Raw genomic sequence first — 16,209 nt, 5'->3', positions numbered from 1 at the left:
GATCGGTACAGCACCGGGTTGCGTTATTTAATCCGCTGGCCCGGCTTGGCGCCGCTATCGGGGCTCAGCAGGTAGATTTCTTCACCGCCGGGGCCTGCCGCCATCACCATGCCTTCGGAGATGCCGAAACGCATTTTGCGAGGCTTGAGGTTGGCGATCATCATCGTCAGCCGGCCTTCGAGCTTGGCCGGGTCCGGATAGGCGCTCTTGATGCCGGAGAACACGTTGCGTTGCTCATCGCCGATGTCCAGCGTCAGGCGCAGCAGCTTATCGGCGCCTTCCACGGCTTCAGCCTTGAGAATCAGCGCCACGCGCAGGTCGATGGCGGCAAAGGCGTCGAAATCGATCTCCGGCGACAGCGGGTCCTTGGCCAGTTCGCCATTGCCGGCAGGGGCGCCGGTGTCGGTCTGGCTGGCGGCCAGGTCTTCTTTCGAAGCGTCGGTCATGGCTTGCACCTTGGTGGCATCAATGCGAGTCATCAGCGGCTTGAACTCGTTCAGTTGATGGTTGCTCAGCAGCGTCCGGTGGTCGTCCCAGGTCAGCGGCGCGACGTTCAGGAACGCCTCGGCGTCGGCGGCCAGCAGCGGCAGCACCGGCTTGAGGAAGATCACCAGTTGGCGGAACAGATTGATACCCAGGGCGCAGATCGCCTGGACTTCGTCCTGCTTGCCTTCCTGTTTGTTCAGTGACCACGGTGCCTTGTCGGCGATCCAGGCATTGGCGCGGTCGGCCAGGGCCATGATCTCGCGCATCGCACGGGCAAAGTCACGGGCCTCGTAGGCATCGGCGATGCTCGGTGCCGCCGCCAGGAAGGCCTCGGTCAGCTCCGGCGCGGCGTTACCGGCCACCAGTACACCGGCGTTGCCTTTGTGGATGAAGCCCGCGCAACGGCTGGCGATATTGACCACCTTGCCCACCAGGTCGGAGTTGACCTTCTGCACGAAATCTTCAAGGTTCAGGTCCAGGTCGTCCACGCCACGGCCGAGCTTGGCCGCGTAGTAGTAGCGCAGGTATTCCGGCGACAGGTGATCCAGATAGGTGCGGGCCTTGATGAAGGTGCCACGGGACTTGGACATTTTCTGGCCGTTGACGGTCAGGTAGCCGTGGACGTTGATGCCGGTCGGCTTGCGGAAACCGGCGCCCTCGAGCATGGCGGGCCAGAACAACGCATGGAAGTTGACGATGTCCTTGCCGATGAAGTGATACACCTCGGCCGTGGAGTCCTTGCCCCAGAACGCGTCGAAGTCCAGCTCAGGCGTACGGTCGCAAAGGTTCTTGAAGCTCGCCATGTAGCCGATGGGTGCATCCAGCCACACGTAGAAATACTTGCCGGGCTCGCCGGGGATTTCGAAGCCGAAGTACGGCGCATCGCGGGAAATGTCCCACTCTTGCAGGCCGGAGTCGAGCCATTCGGCGAGCTTGTTGGCCACCGCGTCGTGCAACGTGCCGCTGCGAGTCCAGGTTTGCAGCATCTGCTGGAAATCCGGCAGCTTGAAGAAGAAGTGCTGGGAGTCCCTGAGCACCGGGGTGGCGCCGGAAATCGCCGATTTCGGGTCTTTCAGGTCGGTCGGTGCGTAGGTGGCGCCGCATTTTTCGCAGTTGTCGCCGTACTGATCCTCGGTGCCGCATTTAGGGCAGGTGCCCTTGATGAAGCGGTCGGCCAGGAACATGTTCTTTTCCGGGTCGAAGTACTGGGTGACCGAACGGGTCGCGATGTGCCCGGCGTCACGCAGTTTCAGGTAGATCTGGCTCGACAGCTCACGGTTTTCTTCGGAGTGGGTGGAGTGGAAGTTGTCGAAGTCCACCAGGAAGTCGGCAAAGTCGGCACTGTGTTCAGCCTGGACGTTGGCGATCAGTTGTTCCGGGGTGATGCCTTCCTTTTCCGCACGCAGCATGATGGCCGAACCGTGGGCGTCGTCGGCGCAGACATAGATGCAGTGGTTGCCGCGATGTTTCTGGAAGCGCGTCCACATATCGGTCTGGATGTATTCCAGCATATGGCCGAGGTGAATCGAACCATTGGCATAGGGCAGGGCGCTGGTGACGAGGATCTTGCGTGGCTCGGACATGGGGCTCGGCTACTTGATGAAACGGAGGTCGGCCACTATAAAGCGCCGGGAAATATATTTCACCCCACCGGCCTGTTTCCGCATGCATCGGTTGGGGGCCTGAGCCAAGCTCAATTTGTGGCGAGGGGATTTATCCCCGCTGGGTTGCGACGCAACCCCAAAACCTGGCACCTCGGTGAGGCAGGCTGGTCAGATTCGAATGTTTTGGGACTGCTGCGCAGTCCAGCGGGGATAAATCCCCTCGCCACAAAAGGTGTTCGCCCTGCTGTAATCGGGTCGCCACGCGGGAGCGTGGGGCGTAGGATAGCGGCCTGTTTTTCAAGTCTTGTTATCGGAGTTGCCCATGAGCGCCGTCAATCGCGCAGCGGTGGAAGCCGTTCTTCGCCAGTACACCGACCCTTACCTGAACCAGGACCCGGTCAGCGCCGGATGCGTGCGCGCCATCGACATCCAGGGGGATCGCGTCAGCGTTCAACTGGAAATCGGCTACGCCGCCGATCTGTTCAAGAACGGTTGGGCGCAGATGCTGCAGATGGCGATCGAGGCCTTGGACGGTGTGGTCGCCGCCAAAGTCGACGTCACCAGCGTGATCGCTGCCCACAAGGCCCAGGCGCAAGTGCCGGGGCTGGCGAACGTCAAGAACGTGATCGCCGTGGCCTCGGGCAAGGGCGGCGTGGGTAAATCCACCACCGCCGCCAACCTGGCCCTGGCCCTGGCCCGTGAAGGCGCGAAGGTCGGGATTCTCGACGCGGATATCTATGGTCCGAGCCAGGGCATCATGTTCGGTGTTGCCGAGGGCACCCGGCCACAAGTCAAGGATCAGAAGTGGTTCGTGCCGATCCAGTCCCATGGCGTGGAAGTCATGTCCATGGCTTTCCTGACCGATGACAACACGCCGATGGTCTGGCGCGGGCCGATGGTTTCCGGCGCGTTGCTGCAACTGGTGACGCAGACCGCCTGGGGCGATCTGGATTACCTGGTGATCGACATGCCGCCAGGCACCGGGGATATCCAGCTGACCCTGGCGCAGAAAGTCCCGGTGGCTGGCGCGGTGATCGTCACCACGCCGCAGGATCTGGCCTTGCTGGACGCCCGCAAGGGCGTGGAGATGTTCCGCAAAGTGAACATCCCGGTGCTGGGTGTGGTGGAAAACATGGCCGTGCACATCTGCTCGAACTGCGGGCATGCCGAGCATCTGTTTGGCGAGGGCGGCGGGGAGAAACTGGCGAGCCAGTACGGCGTCGAACTGCTGGCCTCGCTGCCGCTGTCGATGTTGATTCGCGAACAGGCCGATGGTGGCAAACCGACCGTCATTGCCGAACCGGACAGCCAGATCGCTATGGTCTATCAGGAACTGGCCCGCCACGTGGGCGCGCGGATCGTGTTGCAGGAAGCGGCCATGCCGGCAATGCCAAACATCACCATCAGCGACGATTGATCGGCTGAACTGCAATCTCCTGTGGGAGCGGGCTTGCTCGCGAATGCGGCGTGTCATTCAACGGATAAGTTGGCTGGTCTACCGCATTCGCGAGCAAGCCCTCTCCCACAGTCGTTTTGCGGTGCTTTTAGATCCGCAACCCGCCATCCATCTCCAGGATCCGGCCGGTGTAATAGTCGTTCTCGAAGATGTACGCCGCCGAATGGGCGATCTCTTCGGGTTTGCCCATACGCTTGAGCGGGATCCCAGAGGTCATTTTTTCCAGGGCTTCGGGTTTCATGCCCAGGGTCATTTCGGTTTCGATGAAGCCCGGCGCGATGCCGGCGACACGGATACCGTAGCGTGCCAGCTCCTTGGCCCAGGTCACGGTGGCGGCCGCCACGCCGGCCTTGGCCGCCGAATAGTTGGTCTGGCCGACGTTGCCGGCGCGCGAGATCGACGAAATGTTGATGATCGCGCCGCTGTTCTTCAGCTCGACCATTTTCGCTGCCACTTCGCGGGTGCACAGGAAGACACCCGTGAGGTTGACGTCGATCACTGTCTGCCACTGGGCCAGGCTCATTTTGCTCATTTCGCCGTCCTTGACCTTGAGCAGCAGGCCGTCGCGCAGGATCCCTGCGTTGTTGATCAAGCCATGAATCGCGCCGAAGTCCTCGGCGACCCGGGCGACCATGTCGCTCACTTGCTCCTCATTGGCGACGTTGCACAGATAAGCCCGGGCCTCTACGCCCTTGGCCGCGCAGGCGGCAACCGCCTGGTCGAGTTTTTCCTGATTGAGGTCGACCAGGGCGAGCTTCGCGCCTTTGCCAGCGAGATACTCGGCCATGGAGCGGCCCAGACCCTGGCAACCGCCGGTGATAATGATTACTTTGTCGGTGAGTTGCATGCGCATGTCCAGATTGCAGAGCGGTGGAGGATTTTCCTTTTAATGGCCTCTCGGTCTGCGACGGCGTAGCCCGGCTGCACACGAGAACTGCCCAAAGGCGCGCTGGTACATTGCTCCAGTCGCCTGACCGTTTCCAGACGGATTTGATCAAAGGAGTCATAAATTGAGCGTTGAAGCTGCCAAGCATGCACGAGAATTGCTGCTCAAGGAATACCGTGGAGTGCTCTCCACCCATTCCAAATCCATGCCCGGTTTCCCGTTCGGCTCCGTGGTGCCCTATTGCCTGGACGACCAAGGCCGTCCACTGATCCTGATCAGCCGCATCGCCCAACACACCCACAACCTGCAAAAGGACCCCAAGTGTTCAATGCTCGTCGGTGAGCGAGGGGCCGAGGATGTGCAGGCCGTAGGGCGCCTGACTTATCTGGCCGAGGCGCGCAAGCTGCAAGACAACGTCGCCATCGACGCCGCCGCTGAACGTTACTACCGTTATTTCCCTGAATCGCAGAACTACCACAAGGCCCATGACTTCGATTTCTGGGTGCTCCACCCGGTGCGTCATCGTTACATCGGTGGCTTTGGGGCCATTCACTGGATCGACCAGATCACCCTGGCCAACCCCTTCGTCGGCAAGGCCGAAGCCAGCATGATCGACCACATGAATGCCGACCATGCCAAGGCTATCGCGCATTACGTCGAACTGGCCGGTCTGCCCGCAACCGAACCTGCGCAACTGGCCGGTATCGACAGCGAAGGCATGCACTTGCGGATCGGTCAGGCCCTGTACTGGCTGGCGTTTCCAGCGCCTTGCAATACGCCGACACAAGTGCGCGAAGCCTTGGTTTATCTGGCTCACGCCGAGCAATGGCCAAAAAATGCTGAGGCTGACGCTTGAATTCACGAAAGGGCGACGTCATTTAGGGTTTGATAGCAAGGCATTCTTGCGTTGAGGAACCTTTTGATGCGCCCTTTTTTGTTGCTCTTTCTGCTGTTCCCGGTGTTGGAGCTGTTCGTATTCGTCAAGGTCAGCGGTGCGATCGGGTTTTTCCCGGCGTTGCTGCTGGTCATTCTCGGCTCGATGCTCGGCGTGTTCGTGCTGCGCATCGCCGGCCTCGCCACGGCCTTGCGTGCCCGTGAAAGCCTGAACCGTGGCGAGCTGCCTGCCCAGACTATGCTCGAAGGCCTGATGCTGGCCTTGGGTGGCGGTCTGTTGATCCTGCCTGGCTTCATCAGCGATGTGCTGGGCCTGGTCATGCTGCTGCCGTTCACCCGTCGGTTGCTGGCCAATAAAATGCGCCAGCGTGCCGAAGAACAGGCGATTCGCCAGCGAGCCTTCGCCGACGACCTTCAGCCCCGTGGCGGGCCGACTCCACGAGAACCTGTGGGGCGCGAACCGGATGTGATCGAAGGCGAGTTCGAGCACCGCGATCCCAAGTAAAACCAGCGACACGGCACCTTCGGGTGCCGTGTTCGTTTTCGGCTTCGTGAAGTAAAAAATTTTCTACCCGACCCTTGAAATCGGCTTGTACGCCCTTATGTATGGGTCACCGCAAGGTTTCCGGTGGCGACACTGGACAGACTTCCGCGGTTCGCTTGACGAACCGCATCCGGCTCCGCCGGCTTTTGTTAAACCCGCCGGGACTACACCGGCCGATGAAAACCAAAATTAGGAGAGATCGACAATGAAGCTTCGTCCTCTGCATGACCGCGTCGTCATCCGTCGCAGCGAAGAAGAGAAGAAAACCGCTGGCGGTATCGTCCTGCCAGGTTCGGCTGCTGAAAAAGCCAACCACGGTGAAGTTCTCGCTGTAGGCCCAGGCAAGGCTCTGGAAAACGGTGAAGTACGTGCGCTGGCCGTGAAAGTGGGTGACAAGGTTGTGTTCGGCCCTTACTCCGGCAGCAACACAGTGAAAGTCGACGGCGAAGACCTGCTGGTGATGAGCGAGAACGAAATCCTCGCTGTCCTGGAAGGCTGATTCCCCCGCTCATTTTCCCGTTACTACAAAGTATTTAAGGAATATCGATCATGGCTGCTAAAGAAGTTAAATTCGGCGATTCCGCCCGCAAGAAAATGCTCGCCGGTGTCAACGTCCTGGCTGACGCAGTAAAAGCGACCCTGGGCCCTAAAGGCCGTAACGTGATCATCGAGAAGAGCTTCGGCGCTCCGACCATCACCAAGGACGGCGTTTCCGTCGCCAAAGAAATCGAGCTGAAAGATCGCTTCGAAAACATGGGCGCGCAGCTGGTCAAAGACGTTGCCTCCCGTGCCAACGACGACGCCGGTGACGGCACCACCACCGCCACCGTTCTGGCTCAATCGATCGTCAACGAAGGCCTCAAGGCTGTCGCTGCCGGCATGAACCCGATGGACCTCAAGCGCGGCATCGACAAGGCGACCATCGCCATTGTCAAAGAGCTTAAAGCCCTGTCCAAGCCATGCGCTGACACCAAGGCCATCGCTCAGGTCGGCACCATCTCGGCCAACTCCGACAACTCCATCGGCGACATCATTGCCGAAGCCATGGAAAAAGTCGGTAAAGAAGGCGTGATCACCGTTGAAGAAGGCTCGGGCCTGGAAAACGAACTGTCGGTTGTAGAAGGCATGCAGTTCGACCGTGGCTACCTGTCGCCGTACTTCGTCAACAAGCCGGACACCATGGTTGCCGAGCTGGACAGCCCGCTGATCCTGCTGGTCGACAAGAAAATCTCCAACATCCGCGAAATGCTGCCAGTGCTGGAAGCCGTTGCCAAAGCCGGCCGCCCACTGCTGATCGTGGCTGAAGACGTTGAAGGCGAAGCCCTGGCGACTCTGGTTGTGAACAACATGCGCGGTATCGTTAAAGTCGCTGCCGTCAAGGCACCGGGCTTCGGTGATCGCCGCAAGGCCATGCTGCAGGACATCGCCGTACTGACCGGCGGTACCGTTATCTCCGAAGAGATCGGCCTGAGCCTGGAAAGCACCACCCTGGAGCACCTGGGTAACGCCAAGCGCGTGATCCTGTCCAAGGAAAACACCACCGTGATCGACGGTGCCGGCGTCGAGGCTGATATCCAGGCTCGCGTGACTCAGATCCGCGCCCAAGTGGCCGACACTTCCTCCGACTACGACCGTGAAAAACTGCAAGAGCGTCTGGCCAAGCTGTCTGGCGGCGTTGCAGTGATTAAGGTTGGCGCTGGTTCCGAAGTTGAAATGAAAGAGAAGAAAGCCCGCGTTGAAGACGCCCTGCACGCAACCCGCGCAGCCGTCGAAGAAGGCGTGGTACCTGGCGGCGGCGTGGCACTGGTTCGTGCCCTGCAGGCCATCAGCGAGCTCAAAGGCGACAACGATGACCAGAACGTGGGCATCCAGTTGCTGCGTCGCGCTGTTGAAGCACCGCTGCGCCAGATCGTTGCCAACTCCGGCGACGAGCCAAGCGTTGTGGTCGACAAGGTCAAGCAGGGTTCGGGTAACTACGGTTACAACGCTGCTACCGGCGAATACGGCGACATGATCGAAATGGGCATCCTGGACCCGGCCAAAGTGACTCGTTCGGCTCTGCAAGCGGCTTCGTCGATTGCCAGCCTGATGATCACCACCGAGGCGATGATCGCTGAAATCAAGGAAGACGCTCCAGCTGGCGGCGGCATGCCAGACATGGGCGGCATGGGTGGCATGGGCGGCATGATGTAAGCCAGCCTTACCCCTGTACTGAAAAACCCCGCCTGCGAAAGCAGGCGGGGTTTTTTAATGCCTCGGTTTTACCCCGGCATTGGCAGGGGACCAGTGCTCCCATGGGGTTTAGGCGCTAACAGGATCCCCCTCGGCCACTGGGTCAGCTCCAACGGCCGGTCTGTAAAGGATGTAGTAATAACACCCCAGGCAAATCAGCCAACAGAACACCGCCGTCCACACATTATGGGAAAAGAAGTGCGCCCCTTGCATCATGCGGCTCACGGAGAACAGCGTTCCCAGGGAGGCTGCGAATATGAAGGCCAGGCGGGCCAGGCGCGGACGACGGTCGCGCAGTACGAAGAACAACGCGAACAGCGTAAACCCGGTGGCAGCGTGACCGCCGGGCCAGCATCGGCCGGGTTTGTCAGTGGCCGGGCGCGGGCTCAGCAGTTCGCTGTAGGTCTGCTTGCCACCGAACTCCTTCAGGCTCCAGGGGCATTGCACTGCCGTTACGGCTTTCATCGGCGTGACGAATGAAGTCGCCAGCGCCAGGGAGAGCACCAGGCAGCCCAGTTCGCGTTTGAACGGTTTGAGTCGGGTGAGGAAGAACGTGCAGATGAACCCGAGAATCGACAGCACAGAAAACGCGATGACCACCTGTTTGGCCCGGTCATGCAGAATGTCTTCCAGAAAAAAACTGTGCCGACCGATGAACCCTTCGGCCGGGTCGTAGAACAGCCTGGCCAGATCCATGTCCAGGGTGGTCAGTTCCAGCAGCACCAGGATGATTGCGATAGCAGCGGGCAGGCCCAGGGCGACCCGCAAATTCAGTGGCCTGGAGACGGGACGGGTGGTGGTGGAAACCATGGCAGTACCTTTCTAAGAGGCTTCGTGAACAGCGCGTTGCGCGCAGTCTGGTCCGGGCACCGTTGGCGAGGCGTCAATGCCGGGTGAAAAACTCGTCAATGCCGGGCAACCCACTCCATGGGCCGTATGACAGTTGTGGGAGCAGGGAAACCGGAAACCACCACTGAGGAGGTTTGGATGGCCGGGAAGTCTAGGGCTAAATAAACCATCCAGGACAGTTGCTCCCACATGGGGTTACTCGCCTGGGCCACCGATACACCCCTAGCCGTGATTCACACTTGGCCTTAAGCTGCGCGGGCCACGATGACCGTCCACGTGCGCAGAGGAGATGCCCATGCGAATTCTGTTGGTTGAAGACAACCGTGACATCCTGGCCAATCTGGCCGATTACCTGGGGCTCAAAGGCTATACCGTCGATTGTGCCCAGGACGGTTTGTCGGGGTTGCACCTGGCCGCGACCGAGCACTACGACCTGATCGTGCTCGACATCATGCTGCCGGGCATCGACGGCTACACCTTGTGCAAGCGTCTTCGCGAGGACGCCCGACGTGATACACCGGTGATCATGCTCACCGCCCGGGATCAACTGGACGATCGCCTGCAAGGGTTCAAGTCCGGCGCCGATGATTACCTGGTCAAACCTTTTGCCTTGTCGGAGCTGGCGGCGCGGATCGAAGCGGTCATGCGTCGGGCCCAGGGCGGCGGGCGGCGCGCCTTGCAGGTCGGTGACCTGAGTTACGACCTCGACACCCTGGAAGTCACCCGCGAAGGCAAACTGTTGAAGCTCAACCCGGTCGGCCTGAAGCTGCTGGCGGTCTTGATGCAGAAAAGCCCCCACGTGCTGCGCCGGGAAATCCTCGAAGAAGCCTTGTGGGGCGATGATTGCCCGGACAGCGACAGTCTGCGCAGCCATGTTCACCAATTGCGTCAGGTGATCGACAAACCGTTCGACAAACCGCTGCTGCACACCGTGCATGGCGTTGGTTACCGTCTGGCCGAGGGCCGAGATGGAGTTTAAGCAGAGCCTTGCCCAACGGATCATCATCGCCTTTGCGCTGATGAGCGCGTTGGTCGCCGGGGCATTCGCCATGGGCATCGTGGCGACGGTTCATTTGGTGGAAGAAAGACTGATTTCCGCCGGGCTCGGCGGAGACCTGCAACGCCTGCTGCTGATGGACAGTGTTTCGGACTGGAGTCACCGTCCGGAACCTGACCAGTTGTTCTATTTCAGCGGCGGCCCGGGTGACTTCGATTTACCCAAGGATCTGCGCCACCTGGATCGCGGTTTCCACGAGATCTTTCGTGCGCAATTGTCGTATCACGCCATGGTCGAGATTGTTGACGGTCGACACTACGTGTTACTGCAGGACCAGAGCGACTTCGAAGAGCGCGAACGGGTGCTGTTCGCCGTGGTGCTGGTGGGATTCGTGCTCAGCCTGGCGCTGGCGGTGTTCCTGGGTTGGGTCCTGGCTCGCCGGGTGATGGCGCCGGTCGTGCGCCTGGCCCGGCAGGTGCGCCATCGCGACCAGCTCCTGGGGCTGGCCCCGCCGCTGGCCCCTGACTATGCCGCCGATGAAGTGGGTGAGCTGGCCGTGGCATTCGACGCTACGCTGGGGCGACTGCGCCAGGCCCTGACGCGTGAGCGGTTGTTTACCAGTGACGTAAGCCATGAGTTACGCACGCCGTTGATGGTCCTGGCCAGCTCCTGTGAGCTGTTGCTGGAGAACCCGGCTCTGGATCAGCGCGGTCGCAAACAGGTCGAGCGGATCAATCGAGCCAGCGAAGAAATGCGCGAGCTGGTGCAAACCTTCCTGATGCTCGCCAGGACCCAGCGCGAAGACAACGGCATGTCGCCCCGGTTGACGTTAGGGCAGGTGGCCGAGGACCTCGTTGGGCTGTGGCGTGCACCGATCGAAGCCAAGGGCCTGACCCTGATCTTCGAGCCGGGGCAAACCGCCGACACTCCGTATAACGCCACGTTCCTGACCGCCGTCATGGGCAACTTGCTGCGCAACGCCTTGCACTACACCGACCAGGGCTTCATTCGCCTCACGCTGTCTGCGACCGGGTTCGTGGTCGAGGACAGTGGCGTGGGCATTCCTGAGGAAAAACGCGAGGCGATGTTTGAACCGTTCGTGCGAGGTAACGAAAAGCGCGGCGAAGGGCTTGGTTTGGGGCTTTCGCTGGTGCAGCGGATTTGCGAAAACCAGGGCTGGACCGTGAGCCTCAGCACCATGGAGCCCAATGGCTGTCATTTTGAGGTTGAGTTACATCCTCGCAACTGAGCAAGGCGCTCAGGCCTGCATGTTGGAAACATCCTGAAAACCGTCGAGTGCCTGCATGATGAAGTTTTCACAAAGGGATGACTTGGCGTGCACATGTCCATCCCTAGTGTGGGAGCCATTGCATCATGGAGGCTCTCGCCAATGTCCAATCCTATCAAGCTCGACTTTTCCGAAAAATATGACGAAAAGCACGCCCACCAATACCTGCATAAACACCAGACCGGTCTGAGTCGTCGCCTTTCCCACCGCCGTGATGAACAACTGGCACGCACGGCCTTGACGTTGGCAGGTGACCCAGGACTGGTGCTGGACCTACCGTGTGGCGCCGGGCGTTTATGGCCTGTGCTGGCCGAAAAGCCGAACCGGGTAATCATCGGTGCGGACAATTCCACAGCCATGCTTCAGACCGCGTTGAACGCTCAACCCGCCGATGTTGTAAAACGGGTACAACCCTTGCACGCTTCTGCGTTCGACATTGCCTTGCCTGATAACGCCGTCGACAGCATTTTTTGCATGCGCCTGCTCCACCACATCGGTGAACCTGCGCATCGACTGGCGATTCTGCGGGAATTCGAGCGTGTCACTCGTGATAGCGTGATCGTTTCATTGTGGGTCGATGGAAATTTCAAGGCCTGGAAACGTAAACGTCTGGAGTACACGCGTGGGCAAAAAGGCTACCAGAATCGATTTGTGTTACCGGCCGCTACAGTCGAAGGTGAATTCCGACAGGCCGGTTTCCGCATTCAGGAACGACTGGACTTCCTGCCGCTCTATGCCATGTGGCGAGTTTATGTATTACGCAAGAGGTAACAGCATGGTTGTGGCAGTAGAGACAACAGCGGCCCCCCGCTGCGGCTTCGAACACTTCTGGAATCAGCAGGGTGAATGGGTGGAACAACCCAATGTGCGTCGTGGTGGTGAAAGCGGAGTGCAGCGGATCAACAACGGCGGCGATCTGCTCTATGCCAAGCGTCAGACAGGGCATATTTACCGTAGCTTGTTGCATCCGTTTGGCCGCCCAACCGTCCTACGTGAGCAAGATGCCCTGCTGGCATTGGCCCGGCTCGACGTCAGCGTTCCAAAGGTCATCTTCTGTGGTGCACAGCGGGACCCGATTCACAAGTGGCGTGCGCTGCTTGTGACTCATGCGCTGGACGGTTTCGTGGAGTTGGATCACTGGTATGCCGCAGGCGGGCGCGAGCGTCATGGCGAAGCGGGGCATGACCGAATTCTCCAAGCATTGGCAGAGAACCTGGCTCGCATGCATAAGGGGCGTTGGCAGCATGGCTGCCTCTATATCAAGCATGTATTTGTGCGCGTGACCGGAGAGGGTGAGTCCGCTCGGGCCGAAGTGGCCCTGCTGGATTTGGAAAAGTCCCGTCAACGCCTGACTTCCCGGACCGCAGCGTCCCACGACATGAAGCAACTGCGACGCCATTCGTCGTTCAGCGATTCAGAATGGGAAAAACTCGTCTACTTTTACAGAGCGGCGTTTGGCAGCGCTATCAAAGGTTTATAGCAATGAAATTAGAAATTGCTAGAGGTCTGTTTCTCGTAGGAGCCCTGGCAGTTACCTCAATGGCGGTGGCGGTATGGGAGCAGCCCCGTTCGCAGATCCTCAGTGCTTCCCACCCGGACGCGCACTGCCCTTTGCCACGTGTGGCCAAGGCCAGCGAGGCGATCCGGCCGGACGATGATCTGTTGTTGTTCATGTTCAGTCTTTCCCAAGGCATGAGGCCCCAGAGTTGATGGACAGGAAGCCAAAATAAAGGCCTCGCGTGTGCGAGGCCTTTATTTTTGGACCTGTAGTAAATCACCGTGGCGAGGGAATTTATCCCCGCCGGGCCGCAGGACCTGCGTAGGAGCTCTGTAGGAGCTGTCGAGCGAAGCGAGGCTGCGATCTTTCCGTGGGCACTTGAGTCTCAAGCGAAAGATCAAAAGTTCGCAGCCTTCGGCAGCGCCTACAGGGCCAGTGGCCACACGTTAGGGTTTGTCCGGCTTGGCCAGCAGTGTGTAGACGCAGGGCAAGACGAACAGTGTGAACAACGTGCCAATCGACATCCCGGTGGCGATCACCAAGCCGATGTCGAAGCGGCTCACCGCCCCGGCCCCGGTAGCGAGGATCAATGGCACCATGCCAAATACCGTCGCCGCGGTGGTCATCAGTACGGGACGCAAACGAATCGATGCGGCTTGCTCCACGGCCTCCCGTGGGGTTAGCCCCTGTTCCCTGCGCAGCTGGTTGGTGAATTCAACGATCAGGATCCCGTGCTTGCTGATCAGGCCGATCAGCGTCACCAGTCCTACCTGGGTGTAAATGTTCATGCTCGACCAGCCGAGGAATAGCGGAATCAAGGCGCCGCAAATCGACAGCGGTACTGTCACCAGAATCACCAGCAGGTCCCGGAAGCTTTCGAACTGGGCGGCCAACACCAGGAAGATGATCGCCAGAGCCAGGGCAAAGGTGACCCACAGCGCGCTTCCTTCCTGGACGAACTGTCGCGACGCCCCTGCGTAGTCGAAAGCGAACCCTACCGGAGCCTCTTCTTGGGCAATCTGGCGGACCGTCTCGATGGCCTCGCCCATACTCACGATGGGAAAACCCGAAATCGTCACCGCGTTGAGTTGCTGGAACTGATTCAACTGCCGTGGTCGCGCCCGATCGCTGACTTTGATCAGCGTCGACAGCGGCAGCAATTCACCCTGGGTATTTTTTACGTAGTAGTTGTTCAACCAGTCCGGATTGTCCCGGAACGGCCGTTCGACCTGGGCGATGACCTTGTAGCTGCGCCCTTCGATGGTAAAACGGTTGATCTCGGCTTCACCCAGCAGGGTGGCGAGTGTGCCGCCCAGGTCTTGCATCGAGACGCCCATCTGGGCGGCCTTGGCACGATCGATGTCCACGACGACTTCGGGCTTGTCGAATGCCAGGTCAACGTCCATGAAAGCGAACTTGCCGGATTCCAGTGCACGCTTTTTGACCCGGTCGGCAATCTGCAACAGCGTTGCGTAGTCCTTGGGCGAGTTGATGACGAACGCAAATGGCAAGCCTTCGCCGGTGCCAGGCAGGGAGGGTAGGTTGAAACCGAATATTTGCAGGCCGGGGATGTTCTCCAGCTTGGCCTGGACTTCAGGCAGGATTTCCATCTGGCTGCGGCTGCGTTCGTTCCAGGGTTTGAGCAGGAAGCCGCCGATGCCGGATTGCACGCCGTTGTATCCGTTGATCTGGAACGAGGAGTAGTACTCCGGGAACTCCTTGAAGATGGTGATGAAATGATCGGTGTAGCTGTTCAGGTAGTCGAGGTTGGTGGGCTGTGGGGCATTGGCCATCATGAAGATGATGCCCTGGTCTTCATCGGGGGCCAGCTCGGACTTGGTGAACATGATCAGCACCGGAATCAGCAGCAGCACGATCACCGCGAACACCAGCACCACAGGCCGGGTATTGAGCATGCCGTGAAGCATGCGCTGGTAGCGGTTTTTAAGACGTTCGAAAACCACGTCCAGTCTATGAGCCAGTCCCGAGGGGTTCTCCTCGTGACGCAATAGCATGGCGCACATCATGGGCGAGAGGGTCAGTGCGACGATCCCGGAAATCACCACTGCCCCAGCGAGGGTCAGCGCGAACTCCTTGAACAGCGCCCCCGTGATCCCCTCCAACAGCCCGATCGGTGCGTACACCGCCGCCAGTGTGATGGTCATCGAGACCACCGGCATAGCGATCTCCCGGGCACCTTCAATTGCAGCGTCGAACGGACTTTTGCCTTCCTCGATGTGCCGGTGGATGTTTTCCACCACCACGATCGCGTCATCCACCACAAGACCAATTGCCAGCACCATGGCGAGCAGCGTCAGGAGGTTTATCGAGTAACCCATCAACTGCATGAAGAACATCACGCCAATCATCGACAGCGGGATGGTCACCACCGGGATGGCCACCGAGCGCAGGGCGCCTAAGAACAGGAACACCACGACGATGACAATCAGCACCGCCTCGAAGAGGGTTTTGACCACCTCGTCGATGGAGGCCTGGATGAACAGGGTGGCGTCGTAGGCGATCTCGGCCTTGAGGTTGGCCGGCAGTTGGGCCTCCAGGTCCGGCATGATCCTGCGCACTTCCTTGATCACGTCCAGCGGGTTTGCGCCAGGGGTGGCCTTGATGCCGATGTACACCGAGGGCGTGCCACCGAAGGAGCTGATGGTGTCGTAGTTCTCGGCGCCCATCTCCACCCGGGCGACATCGCGCAGCAGCACGCGGCTGTCGCCGTCGGTCTTGAGCGGGATCGCCGCGAAGGCCTCGGCGGACTTGAGTTCGGTGTTGGCGTTGATACTGGTGACCACGTATTCGCCTTTCACCTCACCGGCGGCCGAGAGGAAGTTGTACTGGCGCACGGCATCGGTCACGTCGGCGGCGGTGAGGCCGAAACCGGCAAGCTTGACCGGGTCCAGCCACAGGCGCATGGCGAATACCTGGTTGCCGAGGATCTCCGCTTCGGCCATGCCCGGCAATGTCGCCAGTTTGGGCTGGACCACCCGGGACAGGTAGTCGGTGATCTGCGGGTTGTTCAGTTCCTTACTGAAAAAACTGATGTACATCAGTGCCGAGGCATCGGCGGCCTCGCGGCTGAGCACCGGGTCTTCAGCATCTTGGGGTAGCTGGTTCTTGACTTCATTGGCCTTGGCCAGCAGCTCGGTAAAAAGCCGGTCGCTGTTGGAGCCGATGCGGGCGTAGACCGATATCACCGAAAAGTTCTGACGGCTGACCGAGGTCATGTAGTCGATGCCCTCGGCGCTGGCCAGACTCTGTTGCATCGGTTGGGTGATATAGCCCTGGATCGTCTCGGCGTTGGCCCCGGGGTAGGCGGTGGTCACCGTGATCAGGGCGTTCTCCATCTGCGGGTACTGGCGCAGGGGCAGCTTGCTCCAGGCCTGGAAACCCAGCAGCACGATCAGCAGGCTGACCACGGTGGCGAGCACCGGGCGGCGGATGAACGGATCAGTAAAAGCCATGA

General features: G+C 59.9%; 14 protein-coding genes. 10 read left to right on the top strand and 4 right to left on the bottom strand.

Annotation, left to right across the window (positions count from 1 at the left end; translation table 11 throughout):
• Positions 1-23: 23 nt before the first annotated feature.
• A complete protein-coding gene (metG, locus tag BMY45_RS00550; protein WP_092393145.1) occupies positions 24-2,069 on the bottom strand; it encodes a methionine--tRNA ligase in 2,046 nt (681 codons plus the stop codon).
• A 343-nt stretch (positions 2,070-2,412) separates the two neighbouring features.
• Between metG and apbC the strand changes: the two genes are divergently transcribed.
• Entirely contained in the window at positions 2,413-3,507 is a 1,095-nt protein-coding gene (apbC, locus tag BMY45_RS00545; RefSeq protein ID WP_092393142.1) for an iron-sulfur cluster carrier protein ApbC, read from the top strand.
• Between the two features lie 127 nt (positions 3,508-3,634).
• Here apbC and BMY45_RS00540 read toward each other — a convergent pair whose 3' ends face one another.
• Positions 3,635-4,393: an SDR family oxidoreductase gene (locus BMY45_RS00540; RefSeq protein WP_092394864.1), complete on the bottom strand. Its 759-nt coding sequence runs from the start codon at positions 4,391-4,393 to the stop codon at positions 3,635-3,637.
• A 163-nt stretch (positions 4,394-4,556) separates the two neighbouring features.
• On the opposite strand from BMY45_RS00540, the gene BMY45_RS00535 reads away from it, so the two are divergent.
• The 4 genes from BMY45_RS00535 (at position 4,557) to groL (ending at position 8,063) form a co-directional block, all read left to right on the top strand.
• The gene (locus BMY45_RS00535) at positions 4,557-5,288 is read left to right on the top strand and encodes a HugZ family pyridoxamine 5'-phosphate oxidase (RefSeq protein ID WP_092393139.1); all 732 of its coding nucleotides are present in this window, start codon (positions 4,557-4,559) and stop codon (positions 5,286-5,288) included.
• Between the two features lie 66 nt (positions 5,289-5,354).
• Positions 5,355-5,831, top strand: coding sequence for an FxsA family protein (locus tag BMY45_RS00530; RefSeq protein WP_092393136.1), 477 nt, complete (start codon positions 5,355-5,357; stop codon positions 5,829-5,831).
• A gap of 244 nt (positions 5,832-6,075) precedes the next feature.
• Positions 6,076-6,369 (top strand): co-chaperone GroES, encoded by a 294-nt coding sequence (locus BMY45_RS00525; protein ID WP_003204913.1) that lies wholly within the window; start codon positions 6,076-6,078, stop codon positions 6,367-6,369.
• A 50-nt stretch (positions 6,370-6,419) separates the two neighbouring features.
• Positions 6,420-8,063: a chaperonin GroEL gene (gene groL, locus BMY45_RS00520; protein ID WP_092393133.1), complete on the top strand. Its 1,644-nt coding sequence runs from the start codon at positions 6,420-6,422 to the stop codon at positions 8,061-8,063.
• A gap of 108 nt (positions 8,064-8,171) precedes the next feature.
• Here the strand turns inward: groL and BMY45_RS00515 are convergent, their stop codons facing one another.
• Entirely contained in the window at positions 8,172-8,912 is a 741-nt protein-coding gene (locus BMY45_RS00515; protein ID WP_092393130.1) for a phosphatase PAP2 family protein, read from the bottom strand.
• Between the two features lie 334 nt (positions 8,913-9,246).
• Between BMY45_RS00515 and colR the strand changes: the two genes are divergently transcribed.
• The 5 genes from colR (at position 9,247) to BMY45_RS00490 (ending at position 12,946) form a co-directional block, all read left to right on the top strand.
• Positions 9,247-9,930 (top strand): two-component system response regulator ColR, encoded by a 684-nt coding sequence (gene colR, locus BMY45_RS00510; protein WP_047226998.1) that lies wholly within the window; start codon positions 9,247-9,249, stop codon positions 9,928-9,930.
• On the top strand, positions 9,920-11,197 hold the full coding sequence (locus tag BMY45_RS00505; RefSeq protein WP_092393127.1) for a sensor histidine kinase: 1,278 nt from the start codon (positions 9,920-9,922) through the stop codon (positions 11,195-11,197). Before colR ends, BMY45_RS00505 begins: the two co-directional genes overlap by 11 nt.
• A 141-nt stretch (positions 11,198-11,338) precedes the next feature.
• Positions 11,339-12,007, top strand: coding sequence for a class I SAM-dependent methyltransferase (locus BMY45_RS00500; protein WP_092393124.1), 669 nt, complete (start codon positions 11,339-11,341; stop codon positions 12,005-12,007).
• A 4-nt stretch (positions 12,008-12,011) separates the two neighbouring features.
• Positions 12,012-12,716 (top strand): lipopolysaccharide kinase InaA family protein, encoded by a 705-nt coding sequence (locus tag BMY45_RS00495; protein WP_092393121.1) that lies wholly within the window; start codon positions 12,012-12,014, stop codon positions 12,714-12,716.
• 2 nt (positions 12,717-12,718) lie between these two features.
• Positions 12,719-12,946 (top strand): hypothetical protein, encoded by a 228-nt coding sequence (locus BMY45_RS00490; protein ID WP_076383717.1) that lies wholly within the window; start codon positions 12,719-12,721, stop codon positions 12,944-12,946.
• 234 nt (positions 12,947-13,180) lie between these two features.
• On the opposite strand, the gene BMY45_RS00485 is transcribed toward BMY45_RS00490, so the two are convergent.
• A complete protein-coding gene (locus BMY45_RS00485; RefSeq protein WP_092393118.1) occupies positions 13,181-16,207 on the bottom strand; it encodes a multidrug efflux RND transporter permease subunit in 3,027 nt (1,008 codons plus the stop codon).
• Positions 16,208-16,209 lie beyond the last annotated feature (2 nt).

The organism is Pseudomonas sp. NFACC39-1 (assembly GCF_900110355.1).
Taxonomy (GTDB): domain Bacteria; phylum Pseudomonadota; class Gammaproteobacteria; order Pseudomonadales; family Pseudomonadaceae; genus Aquipseudomonas; species Aquipseudomonas tehranensis.
This window is presented reverse-complemented; position numbering and strand designations above follow the sequence as displayed.